Genomic DNA, 23,370 nt, shown 5'->3' on the forward strand with positions numbered 1-23,370 from the left:
TTTGGATATTAAAGATAAAAGTCACACATACTTTGTGGGTATTATCAACGGAACGAGTTTGAGGTCACACGCACAAAACCATAATTATTGTATGGTATTAATGGTTCATCTTATTATATAAATAATATTGTATTACTATTTTGTTTTGGCTTCATTGTGATGTCATTGTGCTAGGTGAGGTTCGATATGGTTCAAATCGTTATTGACGGGAAGTTTAGAATTGCAGAACAGGGGCAAACTGTTCTGGAAGTTGCAAAAAACTGTGGCTTAGAGATTCCATCCCTATGCGGTTTGAATAAAACGACCGATAAAGTTCCTTGTGACCTCTGCGTCGTTGAGCTTGAGAATGGTGATATACAAAGGTCATGTGAAATTGAAGTATCTAACGGTCTTAATGTCATCACTCAATCTAGCCGGTTAACAGCCCGCCGCCAAACCGCTTTGAATCGAATCATGTCTGATCATTATGCCGACTGTGAAGCTCCTTGCCAGACTGCCTGCCCTGCAGGGGTTGATATTCAATCATACCTTTATCACATCGCTCAAAATGATCACTTAAAAGCCATTGAAGTCATCAAGCAAACACTTCCTATGCCACTTTCTATTGGCCGTGTTTGCCCTGCATTTTGTGAAACGGAATGTAGAAGGAATTTAGTGGATGATTCCATCGCAATTAGGCAACTAAAACGACACGCTGCAGATATCGATTTGGCAGCACAAGAAAGCTACCAACCCTTGAAAAAAGCACCGAAAGGTAAAACAGTCGCCATTGTTGGTAGTGGACCGGGTGGGTTAACGGCGGGCTATTACCTTTCGAATGAAGGGTATGATGTTCAAATCTTTGAATCTATGCCGCAAGCTGGTGGGTGGCTGCGTTACGGTATTCCAGAATACCGCTTGCCTAAATCGATATTAAATAAAGAAATAGAGTTGATGTGCCGAAATGGTATGTCGATAGAATGCAATAAAAAGCTCGGTGTTGATTTTACATTATCGAGTTTAACGCAAGATTTTGATGCGGTTTGTTTGGCTGTTGGTGCTTCACAAGCGGTAGACATGCGATACCCAGGAAGCGACTTGAGCGGCTGTTATCTGGGAGTCGACTATCTAAAAGATTACGTGACAGAAAAACAATATGTCACGGGTAAAAAAGTCGCGGTGATTGGCGGTGGTAACACCGCGATAGATTGTGCTCGGACTGCGGTTCGTGATGGTGCTAATACGACGTTAATTTATCGTAGAACAAGAGATGAAATGCCTGCAGAAGATTATGAGATTGAAGAAGCAGAGCATGAAGGCGTGAAATTTCATTTTTTAACGAATCCAGTAGAGAACTTACCTGATGAAGATGGTCGAGTTTGTGAGGTTCGTTTAGAGCGAATGGAGCTTGGTCCTGCGGATGCTTCAGGTCGTCGAAGCCCTAAACCTACAGGAGATTTCTTTGTTGAGGCGTTTGATACGGTGATCGCCGCAGTCTCACAAAAGCCAGACCTGAGTTTTATGGATAATGAAGCCATCGATATTCCATTGACCCGCTGGAATACCGCAGATGTCGATCCGCAAACTATGCACACCGGTACGGGTAATATCTTCAGTATCGGTGATTTTCGTCGTGGACCTGCAACGGCTGTCGAAGCGGTCGGAGACGGTCGTTTAGTCGCAGGAACTATTGACCGATTTTTTGATGGCGATATGGCCAATATTCCGGTTAAACCATTTAATTCGCGTAAGCAAAACCAACTTAATGAAGTGGACCCAAAGCAATACCAAGCTATTCAAAAACAAGCCCGACTTATCATGCCTGAACTTACTCCAGAGCAAAGGGCGCAAAGTTTTGATGAAGTGGAAACGGGGTTTGAAAACGCAGATGCAGTTGCAGAAGCTGCACGATGTTTAGAATGTGGGTGCCAAGCTAACACAGGATGTGATCTAAGGGATTACGCCACAGAATATAAAGCTGTTCAGGAATACCCTGCATTCAATATTGATATTCAAACTGATGAAGCTTGGCAATTAACCCGTAATCATGAATTTAAGTCTGTATCTTCAGTTCACTCATCAGAATCACTGGTTCAAAAATTTCCGGTGGATAACAGCTCCGAGTTTATTGTTTTTGATGCGAACCGCTGCATTAGCTGTGGTCAATGTATTCAAGCATGTCGTGAACAGGCAGTTCATGGTGTTCTAAGCTTCATGGATCAAGCAAACGGAAAACCTGCTAATAATCCCAAAGGCCGCCCTAATTTTGGTGTGAATACGATATTGATGGGGGATTCAAACTGCGTTCAATGTGGTTCTTGCATCCAGGTTTGCCCAACAGGTGCAATGACAGATGCACGTGATAAAGCGCAAGGTCGAACCGATAAACTGAAAGCGGTAGATACCATCTGCACCTACTGTGGTGTTGGTTGTAAACTCACCATGTATGTGGATGAGAAGACGAACAAAATTCAATATATTCGCGGCGGCGATTCTCCTGTTAATGAAGGCATGCTATGCGTTAAAGGACGGTTTGGATTTGACTTCGTTAGCAGTGATGCTCGTTTAACGTCACCATTAATTCGTAAAGATGGATGGTTACAACCGGCGAGTTGGGATGAAGCAATCACCCTTATTGCGAGTAAATTTACTTCAATCAAAGAAGGGTTTGGCAGCCAATCTCTCGCTGGTTTTTCTTCCGCAAAAACGACTAATGAAGACAACTACGCATTTCAAAAGTTTATCCGCCGTGAATTAGGGACAAATAATGTCGACCATTGCGCACGTCTTTGTCATGCATCTACAGTTACGGGGCTTGAAGCGTCATTAGGCAGCGGTGCTATGACCAATGATATCCCAAGTATCAAGCATTCAGATGTCATCTTTATCATAGGTTCAGATACCACAGCAGCACACCCTATTATTGGGTCTCATATTAAGCAGGCAGTTCGTCATCATGGAGCTCGGTTGATTGTAGCTGACCCGAAACGCATTGATATAGCCGATCACGCTGAGCTGTATATGGCGCATCGACCAGGTACAGATGTGATGCTAATTAATGGTGTGATGCAGCAGATCATCAAACATGGTTGGTATGATCAGGAATATATTGATGAACGTGTTGATGGTTTTGACACTTTGCTGCAAGAAGTGATGTCTCCGAATTACGCTTTAGACAAAGTTGAATTGGTTACCGGTGTAAAAGCCGATGATATATTTGCTATGGCGCGTTTGATTGGAACGGCGAAGCGTACCGCTGTGTACTATTCGATGGGGATAACTCAGCATACAACGGGTCATGACAATGTTCGTTCAATTGCGAACCTACAATTACTTTGCGGAAACATCGGAATTGAAGGTGGGGGGATTAACCCACTTAGAGGGCAGTCCAATGTGCAAGGTGCGTGTGATATGGGCGCATTGCCGAATAATCTCCCAGGGTATCAGAAGGTTTATAACCCATTAGTACGCAAAAAATTTGAAATGGAATGGGGCGTATCATCATTACCGGCTGAGCCCGGTTTAACGCTTACCGAGATTATAGATGCCGCTTGCGAACGAAAAGTGAAAGCACTGTATGTCATGGGGGAGAATCCGGTATTGAGTGATCCTAACCAAGCCCATGTTATTGAAGGTTTGGAAGCGCTCGACTTCTTAGTGGTACAAGATATCTTTTTAACAGAAACAGCGCAGTATGCAGATGTCGTGTTGCCTTCTTGTTCTTTCGCTGAAAAATCAGGTCACTTCACTAATACCGAACGCCGAGTGCAGCGTATTAACCCTGCTGTAAATCCACCCGGCGAAGCAAAAGAAGATTGGGTCATCATTCAATCTATCGCAAATGCTATGGGAGGGGAGTGGTCGTATTTGAGTGTGGCGGATATAACCAACGAAATAGCTAGAGTGACGCCACAATATGCAGGTCTGAGGTGGGAAAATATCACAATCAATGGTGTGCAATGGCCAAGTAATAAGAACAACCCTGATGGAACACGAATTATGCACCAAACTCAATTTACCCGCGGTAGAGGGCAAATGGAGGCGATACCTTTCCGTTATGCTGCAGAGTTACCTGATGAAGAATATCCACTTATTTTGACGACTGGGCGCGTGTTAGAGCAATTTCATACAGGGACTATGACGCGAAAAACTAAGGGGCTAGATAACTTAGCGGGACCTAAAGCAATGATCAGCGTATTTGATGCTGAAAGGTTAGAGTTATCAAATGGTCAGATGGTTAAGGTATCAACAAGACGCGGTCAGATAGAGATTGCTGCGTTTGTAACCAAGCGAATGCAGAAAGGAGTGATATTTATTCCGTTCCACTTTGTTGAATCACCGGTAAATAAGCTGACAACAACCGCAACGGATCCACATGCAAAGATTCCAGAGTTTAAAGTGGCAGCGGTTAGGGTTGAGGCATTACTGACGGAGTCTCAGGTTCTGTAGTCCAAGTTTCGAGTAACCAATGACCAAGTATCAGTATCAGTATCATGGTTATTACATTTGGCTGTTTTACTACTTTGATAGATAAAATTAAACCGCATATCTGCCTGACTATTTCTAGTTCAAAGTGAATATGCGGCTTATTTATATTTTAGCTAACCTAGTTTTTTGTGATCTATGTACTCGGCTTACTATGCGAGTCGATTAACTACGAGATCCAGCTAGCTATGAGCCCCGAACTGTTTGGCCGCGTATGCAACGCGCTCCGTTGGTTTTGGGTAGTCGGCTGGCATTCCAAGGCCTTCAATATGCTGAAGCCTTGGTAGTAAACCAGCACCATTAGCGATCTGAATAGCAAGGCCTGGACGAGCATTGAGTTCAAGCACCATCGGTCCTTCTTCTTGGTCAAGCACCATGTCGGTACCCATATAACCAAGACCAGTCATTTCCCATGCACTAGAAGCTAATACCAGTAATTTCTCCCAGTGAGGAACCTGCAGCGTCATCAGCTCTTTTCCAGTGTCTGGGTGTTGGGTAATTGGTTGATCAAACTGTACTGCTCGTACCGCTTTGCCTGTGGCTATATCAATACCCACACCAACTGCACCTTGGTGTAAATTCGCTTTGCCATCAGAGGCGGCAGTTGATAGGCGCATCATCGCCATTACTGGGTAGCCTTTGAACACAATGATGCGAACATCCGGAACACCTTCAAAGCTGAAGCCTTCGAAGCAGCTGTCAAACTTAATCAAGTTCTCTACTACGGCTACATCGTTTTTACCACCAAGTGAGAAAAGCCCTGCCAACGCATTACTAATATGGCGCTCAACATCTTCCTCGTTGATTGTAGAACCTGATGGTTTTGTATAAACGCCATCTTTGTGAGAAACCACAACAAGAATGCCTTTACCACCACTTCCTTGTGCGGGCTTGATTACAAACCCAGGCCAGTCTTTTACCATCTTGTGAATCTTTTTGACTTCAGCTTGATGGCTAATTACACCGATAAGTTTAGGTACTGTTGCACCAGCTTGTTCAGCAATAATTTTTGTTTTTAGCTTATCATCCACTAATGGGTATTTTGAGCGGTCATTATAACGACCGATATAGCTATGGTTTCGCTTATTCATGCCCATGATGCCTTTATCACTGAGCTTGAATGGAGAGGTCAGTTGATTAAACATACCTTAATCCTCCGCTAGTGGCTTAAAGCGACGAAGCTCAGTCAAACGGTAACCAGTGTAGTTACCAAGTAGCAAAATAGTGGCAAGAATAACAAGCTGTAGACCAATGAAGTTAAACGTTAGGTGTTGAATAAATGGATTAGTCATACCTAAGTAAACCAATATGGCAGTGAATAGAGAGCCACCACCTTGTAGCATTACTTCTTTCGCACCTTCTTCTTCCCAAAGGATCGACATACGTTCCACAGTCCAAGATAGGATAATCATTGGGAAGAAAGTAATCGATAGACCTTCAGTTAAGCCAATCTTGAATGCAACAACAGTAAAGACCGAAATGATCATTATGACGGTAATTATCACCGCCGATATTCGGGCAACTAAAAGCAGGTTGAGCTTCGAAAGGTAGCTTCGAATAATAAGACCCGTACCAACAATCAACAAGAAACCAACAATACCGGTAATCAATTGTGTTTGAACAAAGGCAACCGCAATCAAAACTGGCATGAATGTACCAGAAGTTTTTAGCCCGATAATCACACGTAAAAATACAACGATGAATGCACCAATCGGGATAAGCATGATGGTCTTAAACATCGCTTGCTCTTCAAGAGGCAAACTATGGATAGAAAGGTTGAGTAGTTGGTCTGCCGATACCTTACTGTTGGTCGCTGCTGAAGGAGATATCTCTTGAGCGATCATTGAGAAATGCACTTTACTGTTTTGTCCACCGACAACATCAAGTAGAGATACATTGGATTCATCCCAAATCAATAAGTTTGGCTGTGTTTGGTGCTGACTAGACTCAGGAGAAAATAGAACCCACTGTTCTTTGTCCCAAATTTGAATCATATGCTGGATAGACTGACGTCGACGTCCATCCTCTAATTCAATAACACCGACAAGCTTGTTGTGTACGTTCGCGTAAGACAGCAGCTTATGTGTCGCATTTACCTTACTCATGTTGTTCAGCAGTAAAGCCGAATTTTGGCTGTCAGGATCATTCAGTGTTTTGATTAATTCACGAGTAAAGGTGAAGTTGTCAGCAGAGCGATGAGTTGCGCGATCGATTAAAGCAAGTGCTGCCGCTTCTTCAGGACCATTAAATGATGGTGGTGTAATTTCACCTTCCGGTGGAATGTCCGTAATTTTAGCTTGGTCATCTACAAGAAACTGTGTTTTGTAATAGATTGTTTGAGGACCTTCAGCGTGACGAATTGACCATTCAGCACGCCTGCCGGAATCCGTATTAACGTAAGAAATTCCGTAGCCAGGAGAAGATGCTGATTCACCGATCAGGGTGTAATTAGTTTGAGTGTGAGGTGCAGCTAAAGATACCTTAGCTTCTTTACCAGTAGCATTAAATTCGACTCTGGCTTCAACATCCCAAACTTGTCGGGTTTCTCCAGGAGTCCAAGGCACACCATAAGTTGTGTGTCTAAAAATACTCAATGCGATACCTGCCACCAATAGCAGAACGATCGAGATATAAAAAGGAATTCTTGACGTCATAACTAATCCTATTGTTTTTATTTATCTTCCATTTGAACGTACTTTTTACTTACATCAACAAGCGCTATGTCTTTGATAAATTCGCGCCCTAGTAGTACAGGGTGACTCATTTGAGAGCGATCTGCCAATGTAAACTGTGCTTTTTCATGGATTTTTCCAACTTTAACCCATAATTCTATCACAGCTCTACGTTCTGTTTGATCACTGGTTGATTGGCGTATTTTTACATATCTAACAACAGGTGCTTGTATCCATTTTTGCTCAGCTTCTGGAAGGGATGAGTCAGAAAGGTGAAACTTAACCCAATCTTTGCCATTTCTCTCAAATTCTTCAACGTCTATAGCATTAAGGGATGAGGTGGTTGCTCCAGTATCGACACGGGCATCAAATCTTTGGTTGATGGAATCTATGGTGACTTTTTCTATTGCGCCTAGAATTGTAGGCTGTTCAGTTGTAAAAACAGTGGTAGTAGGTACTACGATAGGGGCGGGTTCCTCTTCGATTATTTCGGCAGCTTCTTTTTCCACTGAGGATAGGTGACTATCCATTTGGTTAGATAAATATAAAACTTCAGTTTCTAAGCTTTCGATGTAGTCGCTTTGGTTACTGATTTGGAGTTCAAGGTTTTGGACTTTTGTTGCGATATTCGTTTCAGATTGCTGAATTGCTTCCATGGTTTGTTGGTGGTATTGAGCCCCGTTTGTGAGAGAACACCCTGAGAGCAGGCCAATCACCAAAACTGGCGACAATCGCTTATACATATAAAAACCTTTGTGAATAATAAAATAGTCGTGACTATCCAAGAGTTTAGCTGACAAAAAAGGATGCGTGAAGCATCCTTATGTTAGCGTCCTGTCATATTGGACTGTTGGAGTAAATTTCAGGCAAATTATGGTTCATTTTTCTGAAATCAACTGACTTTGATGTCACAAAACTAAGGTTTTGTTGCTACGAGAATAGCTCTACGTGGGGCAGGGTGACCTTCCACTGTTTTAGAAGGGTCATTTGGGTCTAGGTAATCAGGTAACGAATTGTGTGTCATCCATTCTGTTGAACGCTGCTCACCCGTTGTCGTGACATTTTCATCGACGATTTTAACATCCACAAATCCGACTTGCTCTAACCATCGTTTTAATGCGCGAGCTGAAGGGAAGAAGTAGACGTTTCTCATCTGAGCGTAACGGTCCATAGGCACTAGAACCGTGTTTTCGTCCCCTTCAATAACTAATGTTTCTAGTAGTAGTTCACCACCTGATACTAACTGATCTTTCAGTTGAATGAGGTGATCAAGAGGAGAACGACGGTGGTATAGCACGCCCATACTAAATACAGTGTCATAAGCTTCAAGCTTGGGTAGCTGTTCAATACCTAAAGGTAAAAGGTGAGCTCGTTGATCATCGCCCATTAGTTTTCGAATAGCTTCAAACTGTACTAAGAATAGGTGTGAAGGGTCGATACCTACACAAAGACGAGCGCCTTCACCCAGCATTCTCCACATGTGGTAACCGTTACCACAGCCAACATCGAGGATTGAACGGTTTTTTAATGGTGAAAGGTGAGGGAGTACGCGGTCCCATTTCCAATCACTTCGCCATTCAGTATCAATATGAATGTCATGGACGGTATATGGACCTTTGCGCCAAGGGTGAAAAGTTTTGAGTAAACTTTCAAGTTTCTTAGCTTCACCTTGAACAATTGGTGTTGTATTTGAAAGCGTCACCGAGTCTTTAAGCTCAATATTATCGGCTTTACCCGTTGGGATTTTATTCAGTGCTCGTAGCCAACGGTCAAAATCACCATGTTCTGCATTTTGCCAATCCGTAAGCTGCTGAGGAAGAACATTAAGCCAAGGTTGCAGGCGAGTGTCTTGGGCAATAAGTTGATAAAAATTAGCAAAATTGAACATGAGATATCTTAACTGTTAGTGAAAATTAATGGGGAGCGAGTGGGTATCTTTACTTTATTTGGTGGCGAACATTATTTAATAGCGAACATCGAACCAAAGTTAAAGCATTGGAACCACACTTCATTACTAGAGAATCCAATCTTATCAAAACGTTCTCTATGTACAGGGATGGAGTCAGGGCGCATCACATTTTCAATAGCACTGCGCTTTTGGCTGACTTCTAGTTCGCTGTATCCGTTTGCTCGTTTGAAATCGTGGTGTAAATCGATAAGTAGTTCGTTTGCGTTATCATCTTCAAACACATACTTTTCCGAAAGGATCAAAATGCCGCCAGGGCGCAACCCGGCATGAATCTTTTCAAGCAGAGCATAGCGATCTTCTGGTGACAAAAATTGAAGTGTGAAGTTCAGTACAACAATGGAAGCATCTTTAATTTCGACTTCACGAATGTCGGCTTCGATGACTTCTACAGGTGTATCGCTGCGGTAAGCATTTACATGTAATTTACAGCGTTCAACCATGGCTTCAGAATTATCTACTGCGAAGATAGTGCAGCCTTCTTGCTGAATGTGGCGGCGCATGGATAGCGTAGCAGCGCCAAGAGAACAACCTAGGTCATAGATGTTTGAATGCGGTTTGACAAAGCGTTCAGCCAACATGCCAATAGCAGAAATGATATTGCTATAACCAGGTACAGACCGTTGGATCATATCCGGAAAAACTTCCGCTACTCGTGCATCAAAGGTGAAATCACCGATTTTATCAATAGGTGCAGAGAAGATATTGTCTGTATTACTCATCGTATACTCTCGAAGCTGTCAGCAATTGAGTAAGTTAAAAACCTACTCAATAAAAGGGGGCGCATTTTACGTAATAAACAGGCTTATGTCACGAAAACTCAAAACATCGATAGTTGATTATCACCTTCAATAGCAGGGAAGCTTGGTAAATCAGGTAAAACCAATGTCTGCTGCAGTTCTTTATAGATAGCCAAAGCCAGTTCAGGCGCATGATTATTATCTGGCGTATGGATCATCACATAGGGCTGTTTATTTGCTTTAATCCATTCTGGAACTTTCTTTAGCCAAGGTCTAAAAAACTCTAAGTTGGTAGCTTGGTTTGGGTGCCCTATAAATCGAATCATTGGGTTGTTTGCGGTTGCAATTGCATGAACAGGCACTCTGGGTTTTTTCTTATGGGCATCTATGACTGCTTCGGTTGTAGGTGGCGCAGAAAAAACAGGTCTACTGTCCATAATAATACGGTTGATTCCTTCTTCAACTAACCAATGATTGAAACGTTTTTCAGCATTGCTTTTATCAAAAAAGCCAAGGTGGCGAACTTCAACGCCAAGCTGCATATCTTTTGGAAACCACGTACAAAATTTTTGTAGGGCAGGGAGCATTCTGGGTTCAAAGCTATGAGGCAACTGAATCGTCCATTGGCCAATACGATCATGTAGTGGCGACATGGTGAGCAGAAATTCTTTGAGTTCGGCTTGGCAATGTTTTAAGTGCTGTTGGTGGGTGATGAACTTAGGTAGCTTAAACGTAAATCTGAAATCATCATGACTTGCTGCTTTCCAATTGTTGACCGTTGAGGCGCTGGGAGTCGCATAAAAAGTCGTGTTGCCTTCAACGGTATGAAAAACTTGGGTGTATTTTTCTAAGCGTTCAGCCGGTTTCGTTCCCTTACCATAGAACTGACTTTGCCACTCTGAATGAGACCACATAGTTAATCCAAGTCTTAAAGGTAAAGTTTCCATCGTCATTACACCGTTAATCATCACGTCACTAGTCATCACAAAAAGTTTTTAAGTTGAAACGAAAAACTACTGTACGAGACTTTTGCCGATTAAGGTACTTTCGAGATATAATTAACATAATTTTTTCGGTTTTGATGAATCTTTGCGCACTTGATGGGCTAAAAAGCAGCAAAGCCAGATAAAACACAATAAATTCGAATGTGGAAGGTCGATTTTAAGCGAGTTTCCGCGTATAAATGATCCTTTGCTCTGTTGAGTGGATATACCACCAACAGCTTGGAAATTAGTAAATTATTAAGAGATTGGGAAATTCATTATGCGTACCCATTACTGTGGTAACCTGAACAAGTCCCTGGCGGGACAAACTGTAGAATTGTGCGGCTGGGTAAACCGTCGCCGTGATTTAGGCGGTCTTATCTTTATCGATATGCGAGATCGTGAAGGCGTCGTTCAGGTTGTTGTCGATCCAGATATGAAAGATATCTTCCCGATCGCTAACCAACTGCGTAATGAATTCTGTATCAAGTTTACTGGTGAAGTACGCGTTCGTCCTGACAGCCAAGTAAATAAAGACATGGCTACTGGTGAAGTAGAGCTTTACGCAACTGGTCTAGAGATCATTAACCGTTCAGAAGCGCTTCCACTAGACTTCAACCAAACGAATTCTGAAGAGCAGCGTCTTAAGTACCGTTACATCGATCTTCGTCGTCCAGAAATGAGCGATCGTATCAAGCTTCGTGCACGTGCTTCTAGCTTCGTTCGTCGTTTCTTAGACGAGAACCTATTCCTAGATATTGAAACACCAGTACTAACTAAAGCGACGCCAGAAGGCGCTCGTGATTATCTAGTACCAAGCCGTGTTCATAAAGGTAGCTTCTACGCACTTCCTCAATCTCCTCAGCTATTTAAGCAACTGCTGATGATGTCTGGTTTTGACCGTTACTACCAAATCGTTAAATGTTTCCGTGATGAAGATTTACGTGCTGACCGTCAGCCTGAATTTACTCAGATCGATATCGAAACATCGTTCATGTCTTCTCAAGAAGTACGTAACATCACTGAAAAACTTGTTCACGATATGTGGAAAGAGCTTCTAGATGTTGAACTTGGTCAATTCCCAGTAATGCCATTTTCTGAAGCGATTCGTCGTTTCGGTTCTGATAAGCCAGATCTACGTAACCCACTAGAACTAGTAGACGTTGCTGACTTACTGAAAGATGTTGAGTTCAAAGTATTCTCTGGTCCAGCTAACGACGAAAAAGGTCGCGTAGCGGTTATTCGCGTACCAGGCGGTGCTAAGCTAACGCGTAAGCAAATCGACGGTTACGCTGAGCATGTAGGTATCTACGGCGCGAAAGGTCTTGCTTGGATGAAGGTTAACGACCGTGCTGCTGGCATGGAAGGGATTCAATCTCCAGTTGCTAAGTTCCTAAACGAAGATGTAATCAACGGTCTTCTTGAGCGTACCGAAGCTGAATCTGGCGATATCATTCTGTTCGGCGCAGACAAAGCAAGCATCGTTGCAGAAGCAATGGGTGCACTTCGTATCAAGCTAGGTGATGACTTAGAGCTAACAGATAAGAAAGCGTGGGCTCCTCTTTGGGTTATTGATTTCCCAATGTTTGAAGAAGATGGCGAAGGCAACCTTCACGCAATGCACCACCCATTCACATCTCCACTTGGTGTGAACGCGGAAGAGCTAAAAGCGAACCCAGCAGCAGCTAACTCTGATGCATACGATATGGTAATCAACGGCTACGAAGTTGGCGGCGGTTCTGTACGTATTCACAACGCAGAAATGCAAACGGCTGTATTCGGTATTTTAGGTATCGAAGCGCAAGAGCAGCAAGAGAAGTTCGGCTTCCTACTAGATGCTCTTCAGTACGGTACTCCACCACACGCGGGTCTAGCATTCGGTCTTGACCGTCTAGCAATGCTTCTTTGTGGTACAGAGAACATCCGTGACGTTATCGCATTCCCGAAAACAACAGCTGCTGCATGTCTATTAACAGACGCGCCAAGCCTAGCAAACCCAGCATCACTGGAAGAGCTAGCGATCGCTGTTAAACTAGCTAAGAAAGAAGACTAATCAAACGATTAAGCGAAACTGAAGCTGTGTGCTTCGATTTCGCTTTTAGGTGTCGGTTGAACTTTGAACTTTGAATTTTCGTTAGAACTTTAGTTTTCAGTAGAACAATGAAATGCCCGTTAATTTAACGGGCATTTTTTTTGCCTTTAGATATACTAAGCTCTCTATTAAAAGCATGTATAAATAATCAGTATTATATTGTTATGTCTATTATCTTAGGGATTGACCCTGGCTCTCGCATTACTGGCTATGGAGTAATCCGTCAAAATGGTCGCCACCTACATTATTTAGGAAGTGGCTGTATTCGTACCTCTGAAAAAGAGCTTCCTGGTCGACTCAAGCAGATCTATGCCGGGGTGAGTGAAATCATTACTCAGTTTCAACCTGACGTATTCGCTATTGAGCAAGTGTTTATGGCTAAGAATGCTGATTCAGCTTTGAAGCTGGGACAAGCTCGAGGCAGTGCAATTGTAGCGGCTGTAAATGCAGATTTACCTGTACATGAATATGCAGCGCGATTAATCAAACAAGCAGTAACAGGAAACGGTGGTGCGGATAAGTTGATGGTTCAAAATATGGTGATGAGTATGCTTAAACTCCCAGCAAGACCTCAAGCCGATGCGGCTGATGCTCTCGGTGTTGCCATTACTCATGCCAATACCAACAAAACCTTGATAGCATTGGCTGGTAAAGCTACAGGGGCTCGTAAAGGGCGATATAAATAGTTAGCACTGCTTTACTTAAATTTTCTATTATTTCTGAAAATTGTCATTAATAGACTAACTCCAAGTTTTATGCTTTAACTGGCTATCCATCCAGTTATTTATTATCATCTGAAATCTCTTAATTTATCTCTTCAAAGGAACACCTTGTGATTGGACGCCTTCGCGGAACACTTATTGAAAAACAACCACCTGAACTATTGATTGAAGTAAGTGGTGTTGGCTATGAAGTCCAAATGCCGATGAGTTGTTTTTATGAACTGCCAGAAGTGGGTGAAGAAGCGATTATCTATACTCACTTTGTGGTTCGTGAAGATGCACAGCTACTTTATGGCTTTAATACTGTCAAAGAGCGTGCACTATTTCGTGAAGTAATCAAAGCTAATGGCGTTGGTCCTAAACTTGGGTTGGGTATTTTATCAGGTATGACTGCTAGCCAATTTGTGCAAAGTGTCGAGCGTGAAGATATCTCTACGCTGGTGAAACTGCCGGGTGTGGGTAAAAAGACTGCCGAGCGTTTGGTTGTTGAAATGAAAGATCGCCTGAAAGGCTGGGGTGCTGGTGATTTATTTACGCCAGCGACAGACGCTGCTCCCATCGACTCAATGGCTAGTGTTTCTCATAATGCTGAAGATGAAGCTGTGAGTGCACTGTTAGCGTTAGGCTATAAACCAATAATTGCTTCAAAAGTTATCTCACAGATTGCTAAAGAAGGCATGACAAGTGAGCAGTTGATTCGAGATGCGCTTAAGTCAATGGTTTAGTAATTAGACCGCTAATACCACTGATAAACGAATGTAAGGTTCCAAATAATTATGATTGAAGCTGATCGCCTAATCGCTCCTGATAATCCAGTCTTTAAAGATGAAGACGTTATTGATCGTGCTATCAGACCAAAAGCACTTGCTGATTACCGAGGGCAAGATCACGTACGTGACCAAATGGAAATCTTTATCAAAGCAGCGCAGTTGCGTAATGAAGCATTGGATCACTTACTAATTTTTGGTCCTCCAGGCTTGGGCAAAACGACTTTAGCTAACATTGTTGCTAATGAAATGGATGTGAATATTCGTACGACTTCTGGTCCGGTCTTAGAGAAAGCGGGTGATTTAGCTGCGTTGTTGACTAACCTTGAAGAAAATGACGTGTTATTCATTGATGAAATTCATCGACTAAGCCCTGTCGTAGAAGAGGTGCTTTACCCAGCAATGGAAGATTACCAATTAGATATCATGATTGGTGAAGGTCCGGCGGCACGCTCAATCAAGATTGATTTACCCCCATTCACTTTAATTGGTGCAACAACTCGTGCTGGTTCTCTAACTTCACCATTAAGAGACCGATTTGGGATCACGCAGCGTTTAGAGTATTACAAAATCCCGGATCTACAGCATATTGTTCAACGCAGCGCTGATTGCTTAAATTTATCAATGGAATCGGAAGGCGCCTTAGAAATAGCAAGAAGAGCGCGTGGTACGCCACGAATTGCTAACCGACTACTAAGACGTGTGCGTGATTATGCAGAAGTAAAAGGTGATGGGCATATTTGCCCTGACGTGGCAGATAAGGCGTTAAATATGCTAGATGTCGATGCTAAAGGTTTCGACTATATGGATAGAAAACTATTGCTAGCGATCATGGAAAAATTTGGTGGTGGTCCTGTTGGCTTAGATAATATGGCTGCGGCGATTGGGGAAGAAAAAGATACGATTGAAGATGTGTTAGAGCCATATTTGATTCAGCAGGGATATTTGCAGCGAACTCCTCGAGGTCGAATTGCAACAGATCGAGCGTACCTTCATTTTGGTATTGAAAAGGATTAACCTCCTTAAATATTTCATGCGCACTGTTTTTTTATATGCATGATAGTTTATTAGCCTAGTTGATTATCAACTAGGCTTTTTTGTTTTACCGACAAAAAAATTGAAACAAATAGCGAAGAAGCTAAGTGATCATTAATGAAAACATAGATTGATGATTTTTGTGTGGGTCATTAAATTGCAACAAAAAATAACAAGTAATGTTAACCCTTTGGGGGTATAGGTAATAATTGTGTTACTAGGGTGCCGTAATTTTGTCACGTGTATTGTCGGTTATTATTAATAAAGTCAGCATTGCTGTGATTTTAATCATAATTGCACAAAAATACCTCTAACTGGCGACTAGAAACTTGACTCAAATCAACGCAAGAAGCCCCTATAAATCTTTTGAAACATACTGATTTTACCAGTAATATTAGCCACAGCTATATTAGCTAGTGCTTAACAATAATCTAACTATAACGGTACATTTTTGCTACAAATTACTCAGCGTTAATAACAAGTGATCTTGTTGGTTAACAGTGACGTTTTGCAGTAAAGAATCACAAAAGTGTCAATCAGCCGACACAAAGGAGCTACCATGATTGATGTTGTTGATCTATCGCGATTGCAGTTTGCATTTACAGCGATGTATCACTTCTTATTCGTTCCATTGACTTTAGGTATGGCGTTCTTACTAGCCATCATGGAGTCTATCTATGTAATGACAGGCAAACAAATTTACAAGGACATGACTAAGTTCTGGGGTAAATTGTTTGGTATAAACTTCGCTCTAGGTGTGGCTACAGGCCTGACTATGGAGTTTCAGTTTGGTACTAACTGGTCTTACTACTCTCACTATGTTGGCGACATCTTTGGTGCCCCGCTGGCTATTGAAGCGCTTGTTGCATTCTTCCTTGAATCTACCTTTGTTGGTCTTTTCTTTTTTGGTTGGGACAGATTGTCTAAGCGTCAGCACTTGGCGGTAACTTGGTTAGTAGCACTTGGCTCTAACTTTTCAGCATTGTGGATTCTTGTCGCAAACGGATGGATGCAAAACCCTGTTGGCGCTGAATTTAACTTCGAAACCATGCGTATGGAAATGGTGAGCTTTGCTGAAGTTGTTCTAAACCCAGTAGCTCAAGTGAAGTTTGTTCATACTGTTGCATCAGGTTATACAACAGGTGCGATGTTCATTCTTGGTATCAGCTCATACTACATTCTTAAAGGTCGTGACCTTGCTTTTGCTCGTCGTTCATTCGCAATTGCCGCTTCGTTCGGTATGGCTGCTATATTGTCAGTTATCGTATTGGGTGATGAATCTGGTTACGAGCTTGGTGAAGTTCAGAAAGTGAAGCTAGCAGCGATTGAAGCTGAGTGGCACACAGAAGAAGCACCTGCCGCATTTACTGTGTTTGGTATTCCGAACCAAGAGACAATGCATACTGATTACGCGCTAAAAATCCCTTATGTAATGGGCATTATCGCGACTCGTTCTTTTGATAAAGAAGTAACGGGTTTACGTGATCTACGTGATGATCACGTTGACCGTATCCGTACTGGTATGTACGCATATGAACTTCTTGAAAAATTACGTGCAGGCGACCGTTCTGAAGAGAACAAAGCCGCATTTGATGAAGTAAAAGGTGACCTTGGTTACGGCTTACTTCTGAAGCGTTATACAGACGAAGTTGTTGATGCAACTGAAGACCAAATTCAAATGGCTGCGGATGATTCAATTCCGACTGTATGGCCGTTATTCTGGTCATTCCGCCTAATGGTAGCCTGTGGTTTCATTATGCTGTTCGTATTCGGTGCTGCGTTTATTCAAACGTGTCGTCAGAAAATTGAACAGAAGAAATGGGTACTTAAAGCTGCATTATTCTCAATTCCACTTCCTTGGATTGCAATTGAAGCAGGTTGGTTCGTTGCTGAGTTCGGTCGTCAGCCATGGGCTGTTGGTGAAATTCTACCTGTTAATGTGGCAGCGTCAGCGCTAACGATTGAACAGCTGTGGACGTCTTTATTTGCAATTCTTGCACTGTACACAGTGTTCTTAATTGCTGAAGTTTATCTAATGCTGAAATTCGCACGTAAAGGTCCAAGCAGTTTAAAAACAGGCCGTTACCACTTTGAACAAGAAGCAAGCTCTGTCGAAGACAAAGTAAGCCGTCAAGTCGAAGTATAAGTGAGGGAATAACAAATGTTTGATTACGAAATCTTACGACTTATTTGGTGGGTTCTGATCGGTGTATTACTGGTTGGTTTCGCTGTAACTGATGGCTTTGACATGGGCGTAGGCGCGCTTGTTCCCGTTATCGGTAAGAACGACACTGAACGTCGTGTAATGATCAACACGATCGCTCCACACTGGGACGGTAACCAAGTTTGGTTAATTACAGCTGGTGGCGCACTATTTGCTGCGTGGCCATTGGTTTATGCGACATCTTTCTCAGGCTTTTATCTAGCAATGTATGTTGCTCTTGCCGCTCTTTGGCTTCGTCCTCTTGGGCTCGATTACCGTTCGAAAATCGAAGACCCAAAATGGCGTAGCTTGTGGGATGGTGCAATTTGCTTTAGTGGTACAGTTCCACCAATCATTTTTGGTGTAGCATTTGGTAACCTATTACAAGGTGTACCATTTGATCTGAATGACCTACTTATGTCTAAATACCATGGTTCATTCTTTGGTTTGCTAAACCCGTTTGCTCTGCTTTGTGGTGTTTTAAGTTTAACGCTGTTTATTTTGCAAGGTGCAACTTGGCTGCAAATGAAAACGACTGACGATGTTAAAGTCCGCTCTCGTACTATTGCACAGGTTGCCGGCATTATTATCGCTGCATTGTTTGCTGTTGGTGGTGTTTGGGTTCAATCAATTGAAGGTTATGTGATTACAAGCACTATAGATACTATGGCTGCTTCTAATCCACTAAACAAAGAAGTTGCTCGTGAAATGGGTGCTTGGATGGCAAACTTTGAAGCCTACCCTGCACTATGGGCCGCGCCAATCTTAGGCGTTGCGATGCCTGTACTTGCTGCGATAGCTTCTCGTTTTGACCGTGGTGGACTTGCATTCTTGTTCTCAAGCCTTACAAATGCTGGCGTTATTTTAACGGCTGGTTTTGCAATGTTCCCATTTGTAATGCCTTCAAGCCTGAACCCAAACCATAGTTTGACTATGTGGGATTCAACTGCAAGTGAATTAAGCTTGAACTTGATGACTGCTGTGGCTTTCGTAATGGTACCGGTGATCTTGGGCTATACGACATGGACATACTACAAAATGTTTGGTCGCTTAGATAAGAAACACATCGAAGATAACGACGTTTCAGCTTACTAAGCCGAAAGTTTAAATTACTTAGGAGAACGTTTATGTGGTATTTCGCATGGATTTTGGGTGTACTTCTAGCATGTGCATTCGGCATCATTAATGCTCTTTGGTTAGAGCATTCAGAAATGATGGATAAAGACAGTGAGTAGCAACACTGGGCAAGTGACTAAGATTAACGGCATAGTAAATAAGCTACATAAGCCTATGGATAAAACCCTATTAAGAGTTTTATCCTTGGTGCTTGGCTTTTTACATGTAGGTTTAGTCATGTGGGAACCTGAGGCTTATGCTAATAGCATTGGCGGTTTTAACGCTATTATTGGTCCTTTATTTATTTGGGCTGTATGCTCGAGCATGGTTTATGGCATCGGTTTTAAGCCAAGAGCTTGGTTCTGGCAGGTTTGGTTTAGCCCATACTTCTCGCTTGCAATATTGCTTTACCTGACAGTACAAAGAATGTCATAAATCTAACTGTTCGGTTTTTGCTCAAAAAAAGGTCATCTAATTCAGATGACCTTTTTTTTACCACGCAAATCAAAAAATTACTTCCATCGAACTAGCAAAGCCAACGACTTGAGTTATAGTGATACCTTTATTAGTTTCTATAGCATGGTATAAATTTGCAGGGCTTATCTAAACCTTTCACGTGGCCAATCACTATTTATTATGAAGACACTGATGCTGGTGGAGTGGTTTATCACTCCAACTACCTTAAGTTCTTTGAAAGAGCTCGAACTGAGCTACTGCGATCTATTGGTGTTCATCAGCAAGTTTTATTAGAACAAAGTATAGGTTTTGTTGTCCGACACATGGATATTGATTTTATCCAGGGTGCGCGTCTTGATGATTCATTAAAAGTGACCACAACTATTGCAGAGCTGAAACGAGCTTCACTTACATTCTGTCAGGAAATCGTAAATCCTGATGGCAAAGTATTGTGTAAAGCAATGGTTAAGGTAGCATGTATCGATAATCAAAAAATGAAACCCAAAGCTATACCAACCTTTATTCTTTCGGAGTTAAACAACAGTGACAGCTGATATTTCAATTTTAGATCTTATCCTTGATGCAAGCTTATTGGTTAAGCTCGTTATGCTTACCCTGATGGGAATGTCAGTGGCGTCATGGGCAATGATCATCAAAAGAAGCAAGGTTTTATCTCAAGCATCTAAACAGACAGATGTGTTTGAAGATAAATTTTGGTCTGGTGTTGATCTGGCAAAGCTATACCAAGAAAGTAATAAACGGAAAGATGAGCTATCTGGTACAGAAGAGATCTTCTACGCAGGATTCACTGAATTTGCTCGTCTTCGCAAATCAAATGCGGCTTCTCCTGATTTCATTATGGAAGGAACTGGACGCGCAATGCGTGTTGCAGTAGCACGTGAAGTAGATGAATTGGAAACAAATTTACCTTTCTTAGCAACAGTTGGTTCTATTAGTCCATACATTGGTTTATTTGGTACAGTTTGGGGGATCATGCATTCCTTCATTGCTCTTGGACAAGTAAAACAAGCAACTCTAGCGATGGTCGCTCCTGGTATCGCAGAAGCTTTGATTGCAACTGCAATGGGTCTATTTGCCGCAATTCCAGCAGTAATGGCTTATAACCGATTCAGTAGTAGTGTTGGTAAGTTGGAACACAACTACGCAACTTTCTCTGAAGAATTTCATAGCATCCTTCACCGCCAAGCTATGGCCGGTAGGGAATAAAAATGGCGGGATACCAACCAAAAAAACGCAAAATGACAGCTGAGATTAACGTTGTACCTTACATCGACGTTATGCTCGTTTTGCTTATCATTTTTATGGTGACCTCTCCATTCGTTACTCAGGGTGTAGATGTTGAGCTTCCTGAGGCTTCAACAGCTAAGTCAGCTCAAGATTTATTGGGGGACGATAGCTCAAGTTTCATTATTGTTGAAGTTGATAAAGAAGGGCTGTTAGGTCTTAGTGTTAATAATGAAGAAGTTCAACGTGGTTTATCACTTGAAGATATCATTGTTCGAGTAAAAGCTGAGCTGAGTATTAATCCTAACTCTCCAGTCGCAGTGGGTGGGGATGCTGCAACACCTTACGCAGAAGTCGTCATTCTTCTTGATGAACTAAGTCGCGCAGGTGTCCCAAAGGTGGGTCTTCTAACGGATATAAGGGAATAGCTCCGTAGCATTCATGAAAGTTAATAATAAAAATAAAGCGAGCAGCTATAGTAAGCCGTTAGTGGTCTCGTTGAGTTTACACTCAGTGCTAGTCGCAGCGTTAATATTTGGAGCTGATTTTACTACATCTGAACCAAAGCCAAGCGGTCAAATGGTTCAGGCTGTGGTTATTGACCCTCAATTAGTGCGCCAACAAGCGAATCAAATTCGTCAGCAAAGAGAAGCTGCGAGTAAGAAAGAGCAGGAACGTTTGGATAAACTGCGCAGAGAAAGTGAAAGATTAGAGCGTAATCGAAAAGCTGAAGAAGAGAACATACGTAAGTTAAAAGAAAAACAAGTTAAAGAAGCTAAAGCGGCAAGAGAAGCTGAGAAAATCCGCGTAGAGAAAGAAAAACAACGCAAAGCTGAAGAAGTTCGTTTGCAAAGTGAGAAGAAAAAAGCAGCAAAAGCTGAAGCCGAAAGAAAGAAAAAAGAAGCCGCAGTTCGTAAAGCTGAAGAGCAGCGAGTTGCCAAACAGGCTGCAATCGCCAAAGCGGAAAAAGAGCGTATAGCGAAAGAAGAAGCAGCCAAAGCTTCAGCTGAGAAAGCTCGTAAAGAAAAAGAAGCGGCAGAGCAGGCTGAGAAACAGCGCATAGCTAAAGAGAAAGAAGCGAAAGCTGCTGAGGAAAAGGCACGTAAAGCGAAAGAAGCGGCAGATAAAGCTGAAAAAGAACGTAAACTTCAAGAAGCCGCTTTGAATGATATTTTTGCTGGCCTTGAAACTGAGTCATCTCAAAACACTTCAGCAAGACAACAATTTGTAAGCTCTGAAGCGGATCGATACGGAGCTATTTACACTCAATTAATCCAGCAAAACTTGCTACTTGAAGACAGCTTTCGAGGCAAGTCTTGTAAAGTTAATTTGAAATTAATACCAACGGGAACCACTGCAATTTTAGGTAATCTTTCCATCTTAGATGGAGACAGCCGATTATGCGCAGCAACAAAACGAGCAGTTGCACAAGTAAAGTCTTATCCGTTACCGAAAGATCCGGATGTAATTAATTCACTTAAAAACATAAACTTAACTGTTTTACCAGAGTAAAAGGATGAACCCGTGTTTAAGAAACTATTACTAAGTTTAGCATTTGTAATAGCAACGAGCAGTCAGTATGCACAAGCTGCTTTAGAGCTGGTCATTACAGATGGTATAAACTCAGCTCGACCAATTGCAATTGTTCCGTTCAAATGGGAAGGAGCTAAGCCTCTACCTCATGATGTTTCAGCTGTTATCGCTTCTGATTTACAACGAAGTGGTAAATTCAGCCCTGTTGCAACGAGTAAAATGCCTCAGACTCCATACAGTGAAGCTGATGTGAATTTTGATGCGTGGACAACGCTAGGTGTCGATTCACTGCTAACTGGCTCAATTAGCCAGAATGCTGCAGGTGAATACGTCATTAACTATCAGCTTATTGATATTGTACGTGGCCAACTAACAAACGGGCAAAGCCGAGCATTAAGTGATGAAGGGCAGTTAGTTTTATCTAAGGACCATGTCCTATTTAATAAACGCGCCACGATTACAGGTGAACGACTAAGAGAATATGCGCATCGAATTTCAGATTTAGTTTATCAAGAACTGACTGGAGAAAAGGGTGCCTTTTTGACTCGTATCGCTTATGTAGTCGTCAATGACAAAGATAAGTACCCGTATCAGTTACGAGTAGCTGATTACGACGGTTTTAATGAGCGTTTAGTTTTACGTTCAAAACAGCCTTTAATGTCACCAGCATGGTCACCTAATGGTCAAAAACTGGCTTATGTCAGCTTCCAAAATGGTCAAGCTGAGATATTTGTTATGAATATCTATACAGGTGAGCGAGAAAAAGTAACGTCATACCCTCGTCACAATGGTGCGCCACGATTCTCTCCTGATGGAAAAGAATTAGCTTTAGTGCTTTCGAAGACTGGCAGTTTGCAAGTTTATACTCTGAATCTCCAAAGCAAAAAATTAACTCAGATTACTCGTGGACGTTCAAATAACACTGAACCATTCTGGTATCCAGATGGGAAGTCGTTAGTATTTACCTCTGATCGCGGTGGTAAACCTCAGATTTATAGGGTAAATTTGACAGACAACTCGACAACTCGTCTTACTTGGCAAGGCAGCCAAAACTTAGGTGGCCAAATAACGCCTGATGGTCGATTCCTTATCATGGTGAATCGCAGTAATTCAGGGTTTAATCTGGCTAAACAAGATTTGGAAACTGGGGCTGTTCAAGTGTTGACTAAAACACTACTGGATGAGTCTCCAAGCATTGCACCAAATGGTGGTATGGTTATCTATAGCTCCATTTATAACAAGACAAACGTGCTTTCAATGGTTTCTATTGATGGACGATTTAAAGCTAGATTACCGGCAACAAATGGGCGTGTAAGAGCGCCTGCATGGTCTCCGTTTTTATAGCGTAAATAGTTAAAAACTAAGTTTGATAACGT

Annotated in this window: 20 protein-coding genes; 14 read left to right on the plus strand and 6 right to left on the minus strand. The window is 42.1% G+C overall.

Annotated elements, in window-relative coordinates:
* Positions 1-186 precede the first annotated feature (186 nt).
* The gene (fdhF, locus tag OCU78_RS05135) at positions 187-4,428 is read left to right on the plus strand and encodes a formate dehydrogenase subunit alpha (protein WP_137372486.1); all 4,242 of its coding nucleotides are present in this window, start codon (positions 187-189) and stop codon (positions 4,426-4,428) included.
* Positions 4,429-4,646: 218 nt separating this feature from the next.
* On the opposite strand, the gene OCU78_RS05140 is transcribed toward fdhF, so the two are convergent.
* The 6 genes from OCU78_RS05140 to OCU78_RS05165 form a co-directional block, all read right to left on the minus strand.
* The gene (locus tag OCU78_RS05140; protein WP_137372487.1) at positions 4,647-5,609 is read right to left on the minus strand and encodes an alpha-L-glutamate ligase-like protein; all 963 of its coding nucleotides are present in this window, start codon (positions 5,607-5,609) and stop codon (positions 4,647-4,649) included.
* Positions 5,610-5,612: 3 nt separating this feature from the next.
* Positions 5,613-7,118: an inactive transglutaminase family protein gene (locus OCU78_RS05145; RefSeq protein WP_137372488.1), complete on the minus strand. Its 1,506-nt coding sequence runs from the start codon at positions 7,116-7,118 to the stop codon at positions 5,613-5,615.
* 17 nt (positions 7,119-7,135) lie between these two features.
* A complete protein-coding gene (locus tag OCU78_RS05150; RefSeq protein WP_137372489.1) occupies positions 7,136-7,879 on the minus strand; it encodes an ATP-dependent zinc protease family protein in 744 nt (247 codons plus the stop codon).
* 173 nt (positions 7,880-8,052) lie between these two features.
* The gene (cmoB, locus tag OCU78_RS05155; protein ID WP_137372490.1) at positions 8,053-9,024 is read right to left on the minus strand and encodes a tRNA 5-methoxyuridine(34)/uridine 5-oxyacetic acid(34) synthase CmoB; all 972 of its coding nucleotides are present in this window, start codon (positions 9,022-9,024) and stop codon (positions 8,053-8,055) included.
* 71 nt (positions 9,025-9,095) lie between these two features.
* Positions 9,096-9,824 carry a carboxy-S-adenosyl-L-methionine synthase CmoA gene (gene cmoA, locus OCU78_RS05160; RefSeq protein ID WP_137372491.1) on the minus strand — a complete coding sequence of 243 codons (729 nt, stop codon included), beginning with the start codon at positions 9,822-9,824 and terminating at the stop codon, positions 9,096-9,098.
* Between the two features lie 98 nt (positions 9,825-9,922).
* Complete coding sequence (locus OCU78_RS05165) at positions 9,923-10,810, minus strand: DUF72 domain-containing protein (RefSeq protein WP_137372796.1); 888 nt, start codon at positions 10,808-10,810, stop codon at positions 9,923-9,925.
* Positions 10,811-11,105: 295 nt separating this feature from the next.
* Here OCU78_RS05165 and aspS point away from each other — a divergent pair, with 295 nt between their 5' ends.
* The 13 genes from aspS to tolB all read left to right on the plus strand — a co-directional run bounded on the left by aspS (position 11,106) and on the right by tolB (position 23,338).
* Entirely contained in the window at positions 11,106-12,878 is a 1,773-nt protein-coding gene (gene aspS / locus OCU78_RS05170; RefSeq protein ID WP_137372492.1) for an aspartate--tRNA ligase, read from the plus strand.
* A gap of 203 nt (positions 12,879-13,081) precedes the next feature.
* Positions 13,082-13,603: a crossover junction endodeoxyribonuclease RuvC gene (gene ruvC, locus OCU78_RS05175; RefSeq protein WP_137372493.1), complete on the plus strand. Its 522-nt coding sequence runs from the start codon at positions 13,082-13,084 to the stop codon at positions 13,601-13,603.
* 146 nt (positions 13,604-13,749) lie between these two features.
* Positions 13,750-14,364 carry a Holliday junction branch migration protein RuvA gene (ruvA, locus tag OCU78_RS05180; protein WP_137372494.1) on the plus strand — a complete coding sequence of 205 codons (615 nt, stop codon included), beginning with the start codon at positions 13,750-13,752 and terminating at the stop codon, positions 14,362-14,364.
* 51 nt (positions 14,365-14,415) lie between these two features.
* Positions 14,416-15,423, plus strand: coding sequence for a Holliday junction branch migration DNA helicase RuvB (gene ruvB, locus OCU78_RS05185; protein WP_137372495.1), 1,008 nt, complete (start codon positions 14,416-14,418; stop codon positions 15,421-15,423).
* A 577-nt stretch (positions 15,424-16,000) separates the two neighbouring features.
* Positions 16,001-17,587 (plus strand): cytochrome ubiquinol oxidase subunit I, encoded by a 1,587-nt coding sequence (gene cydA, locus OCU78_RS05190; protein WP_137372496.1) that lies wholly within the window; start codon positions 16,001-16,003, stop codon positions 17,585-17,587.
* A 15-nt stretch (positions 17,588-17,602) separates the two neighbouring features.
* Positions 17,603-18,739, plus strand: coding sequence for a cytochrome d ubiquinol oxidase subunit II (gene cydB / locus OCU78_RS05195; protein WP_137372497.1), 1,137 nt, complete (start codon positions 17,603-17,605; stop codon positions 18,737-18,739).
* A 32-nt stretch (positions 18,740-18,771) separates the two neighbouring features.
* Positions 18,772-18,879, plus strand: a complete 108-nt coding sequence (cydX, locus tag OCU78_RS05200; protein ID WP_000270284.1) for a cytochrome bd-I oxidase subunit CydX — start codon at positions 18,772-18,774, stop codon at positions 18,877-18,879.
* A 13-nt stretch (positions 18,880-18,892) separates the two neighbouring features.
* Positions 18,893-19,195 carry a cyd operon protein YbgE gene (ybgE, locus tag OCU78_RS05205; RefSeq protein ID WP_137372797.1) on the plus strand — a complete coding sequence of 101 codons (303 nt, stop codon included), beginning with the start codon at positions 18,893-18,895 and terminating at the stop codon, positions 19,193-19,195.
* A gap of 155 nt (positions 19,196-19,350) precedes the next feature.
* The gene (gene ybgC / locus OCU78_RS05210) at positions 19,351-19,770 is read left to right on the plus strand and encodes a tol-pal system-associated acyl-CoA thioesterase (RefSeq protein WP_137372498.1); all 420 of its coding nucleotides are present in this window, start codon (positions 19,351-19,353) and stop codon (positions 19,768-19,770) included.
* The gene (gene tolQ / locus OCU78_RS05215) at positions 19,760-20,443 is read left to right on the plus strand and encodes a protein TolQ (RefSeq protein WP_137372499.1); all 684 of its coding nucleotides are present in this window, start codon (positions 19,760-19,762) and stop codon (positions 20,441-20,443) included. Before ybgC ends, tolQ begins: the two co-directional genes overlap by 11 nt.
* 2 nt (positions 20,444-20,445) lie before the next feature.
* Positions 20,446-20,889 (plus strand): ExbD/TolR family protein, encoded by a 444-nt coding sequence (locus OCU78_RS05220; RefSeq protein WP_137372500.1) that lies wholly within the window; start codon positions 20,446-20,448, stop codon positions 20,887-20,889.
* A gap of 13 nt (positions 20,890-20,902) precedes the next feature.
* The gene (gene tolA / locus OCU78_RS05225; RefSeq protein WP_137372501.1) at positions 20,903-21,973 is read left to right on the plus strand and encodes a cell envelope integrity protein TolA; all 1,071 of its coding nucleotides are present in this window, start codon (positions 20,903-20,905) and stop codon (positions 21,971-21,973) included.
* Between the two features lie 12 nt (positions 21,974-21,985).
* Positions 21,986-23,338: a Tol-Pal system beta propeller repeat protein TolB gene (gene tolB / locus OCU78_RS05230; protein WP_137372502.1), complete on the plus strand. Its 1,353-nt coding sequence runs from the start codon at positions 21,986-21,988 to the stop codon at positions 23,336-23,338.
* Positions 23,339-23,370 lie beyond the last annotated feature (32 nt).

It is taken from the genome of Vibrio gallaecicus (assembly GCF_024347495.1).
In the GTDB taxonomy this organism is placed as follows: Bacteria; Pseudomonadota; Gammaproteobacteria; order Enterobacterales; family Vibrionaceae; genus Vibrio; species Vibrio gallaecicus.

Bases quoted from the DNA above. Each gene is read 5' to 3' on its own strand.
- OCU78_RS05150 (WP_137372489.1), bottom strand. From the start codon at position 7,879: ATGTATAAGCGATTGTCGCCAGTTTTGGTGATTGGCCTGCTCTCAGGG.
- ruvB (WP_137372495.1), top strand. From the start codon at position 14,416: ATGATTGAAGCTGATCGCCTAATCGCTCCTGATAATCCAGTCTTTAAA.
- aspS (WP_137372492.1), top strand. From the start codon at position 11,106: ATGCGTACCCATTACTGTGGTAACCTGAACAAGTCCCTGGCGGGACAA.
- cydX (WP_000270284.1), top strand. From the start codon at position 18,772: ATGTGGTATTTCGCATGGATTTTGGGTGTACTTCTAGCATGTGCATTC.
- OCU78_RS05140 (WP_137372487.1), bottom strand. From the start codon at position 5,609: ATGTTTAATCAACTGACCTCTCCATTCAAGCTCAGTGATAAAGGCATC.
- OCU78_RS05145 (WP_137372488.1), bottom strand. From the start codon at position 7,118: ATGACGTCAAGAATTCCTTTTTATATCTCGATCGTTCTGCTATTGGTG.
- cydA (WP_137372496.1), top strand. From the start codon at position 16,001: ATGATTGATGTTGTTGATCTATCGCGATTGCAGTTTGCATTTACAGCG.
- OCU78_RS05165 (WP_137372796.1), bottom strand. From the start codon at position 10,810: ATGATTAACGGTGTAATGACGATGGAAACTTTACCTTTAAGACTTGGA.
- cmoA (WP_137372491.1), bottom strand. From the start codon at position 9,824: ATGAGTAATACAGACAATATCTTCTCTGCACCTATTGATAAAATCGGT.
- cmoB (WP_137372490.1), bottom strand. From the start codon at position 9,024: ATGTTCAATTTTGCTAATTTTTATCAACTTATTGCCCAAGACACTCGC.
- OCU78_RS05220 (WP_137372500.1), top strand. From the start codon at position 20,446: ATGGCGGGATACCAACCAAAAAAACGCAAAATGACAGCTGAGATTAAC.
- cydB (WP_137372497.1), top strand. From the start codon at position 17,603: ATGTTTGATTACGAAATCTTACGACTTATTTGGTGGGTTCTGATCGGT.
- ruvC (WP_137372493.1), top strand. From the start codon at position 13,082: ATGTCTATTATCTTAGGGATTGACCCTGGCTCTCGCATTACTGGCTAT.
- fdhF (WP_137372486.1), top strand. From the start codon at position 187: ATGGTTCAAATCGTTATTGACGGGAAGTTTAGAATTGCAGAACAGGGG.
- tolA (WP_137372501.1), top strand. From the start codon at position 20,903: ATGAAAGTTAATAATAAAAATAAAGCGAGCAGCTATAGTAAGCCGTTA.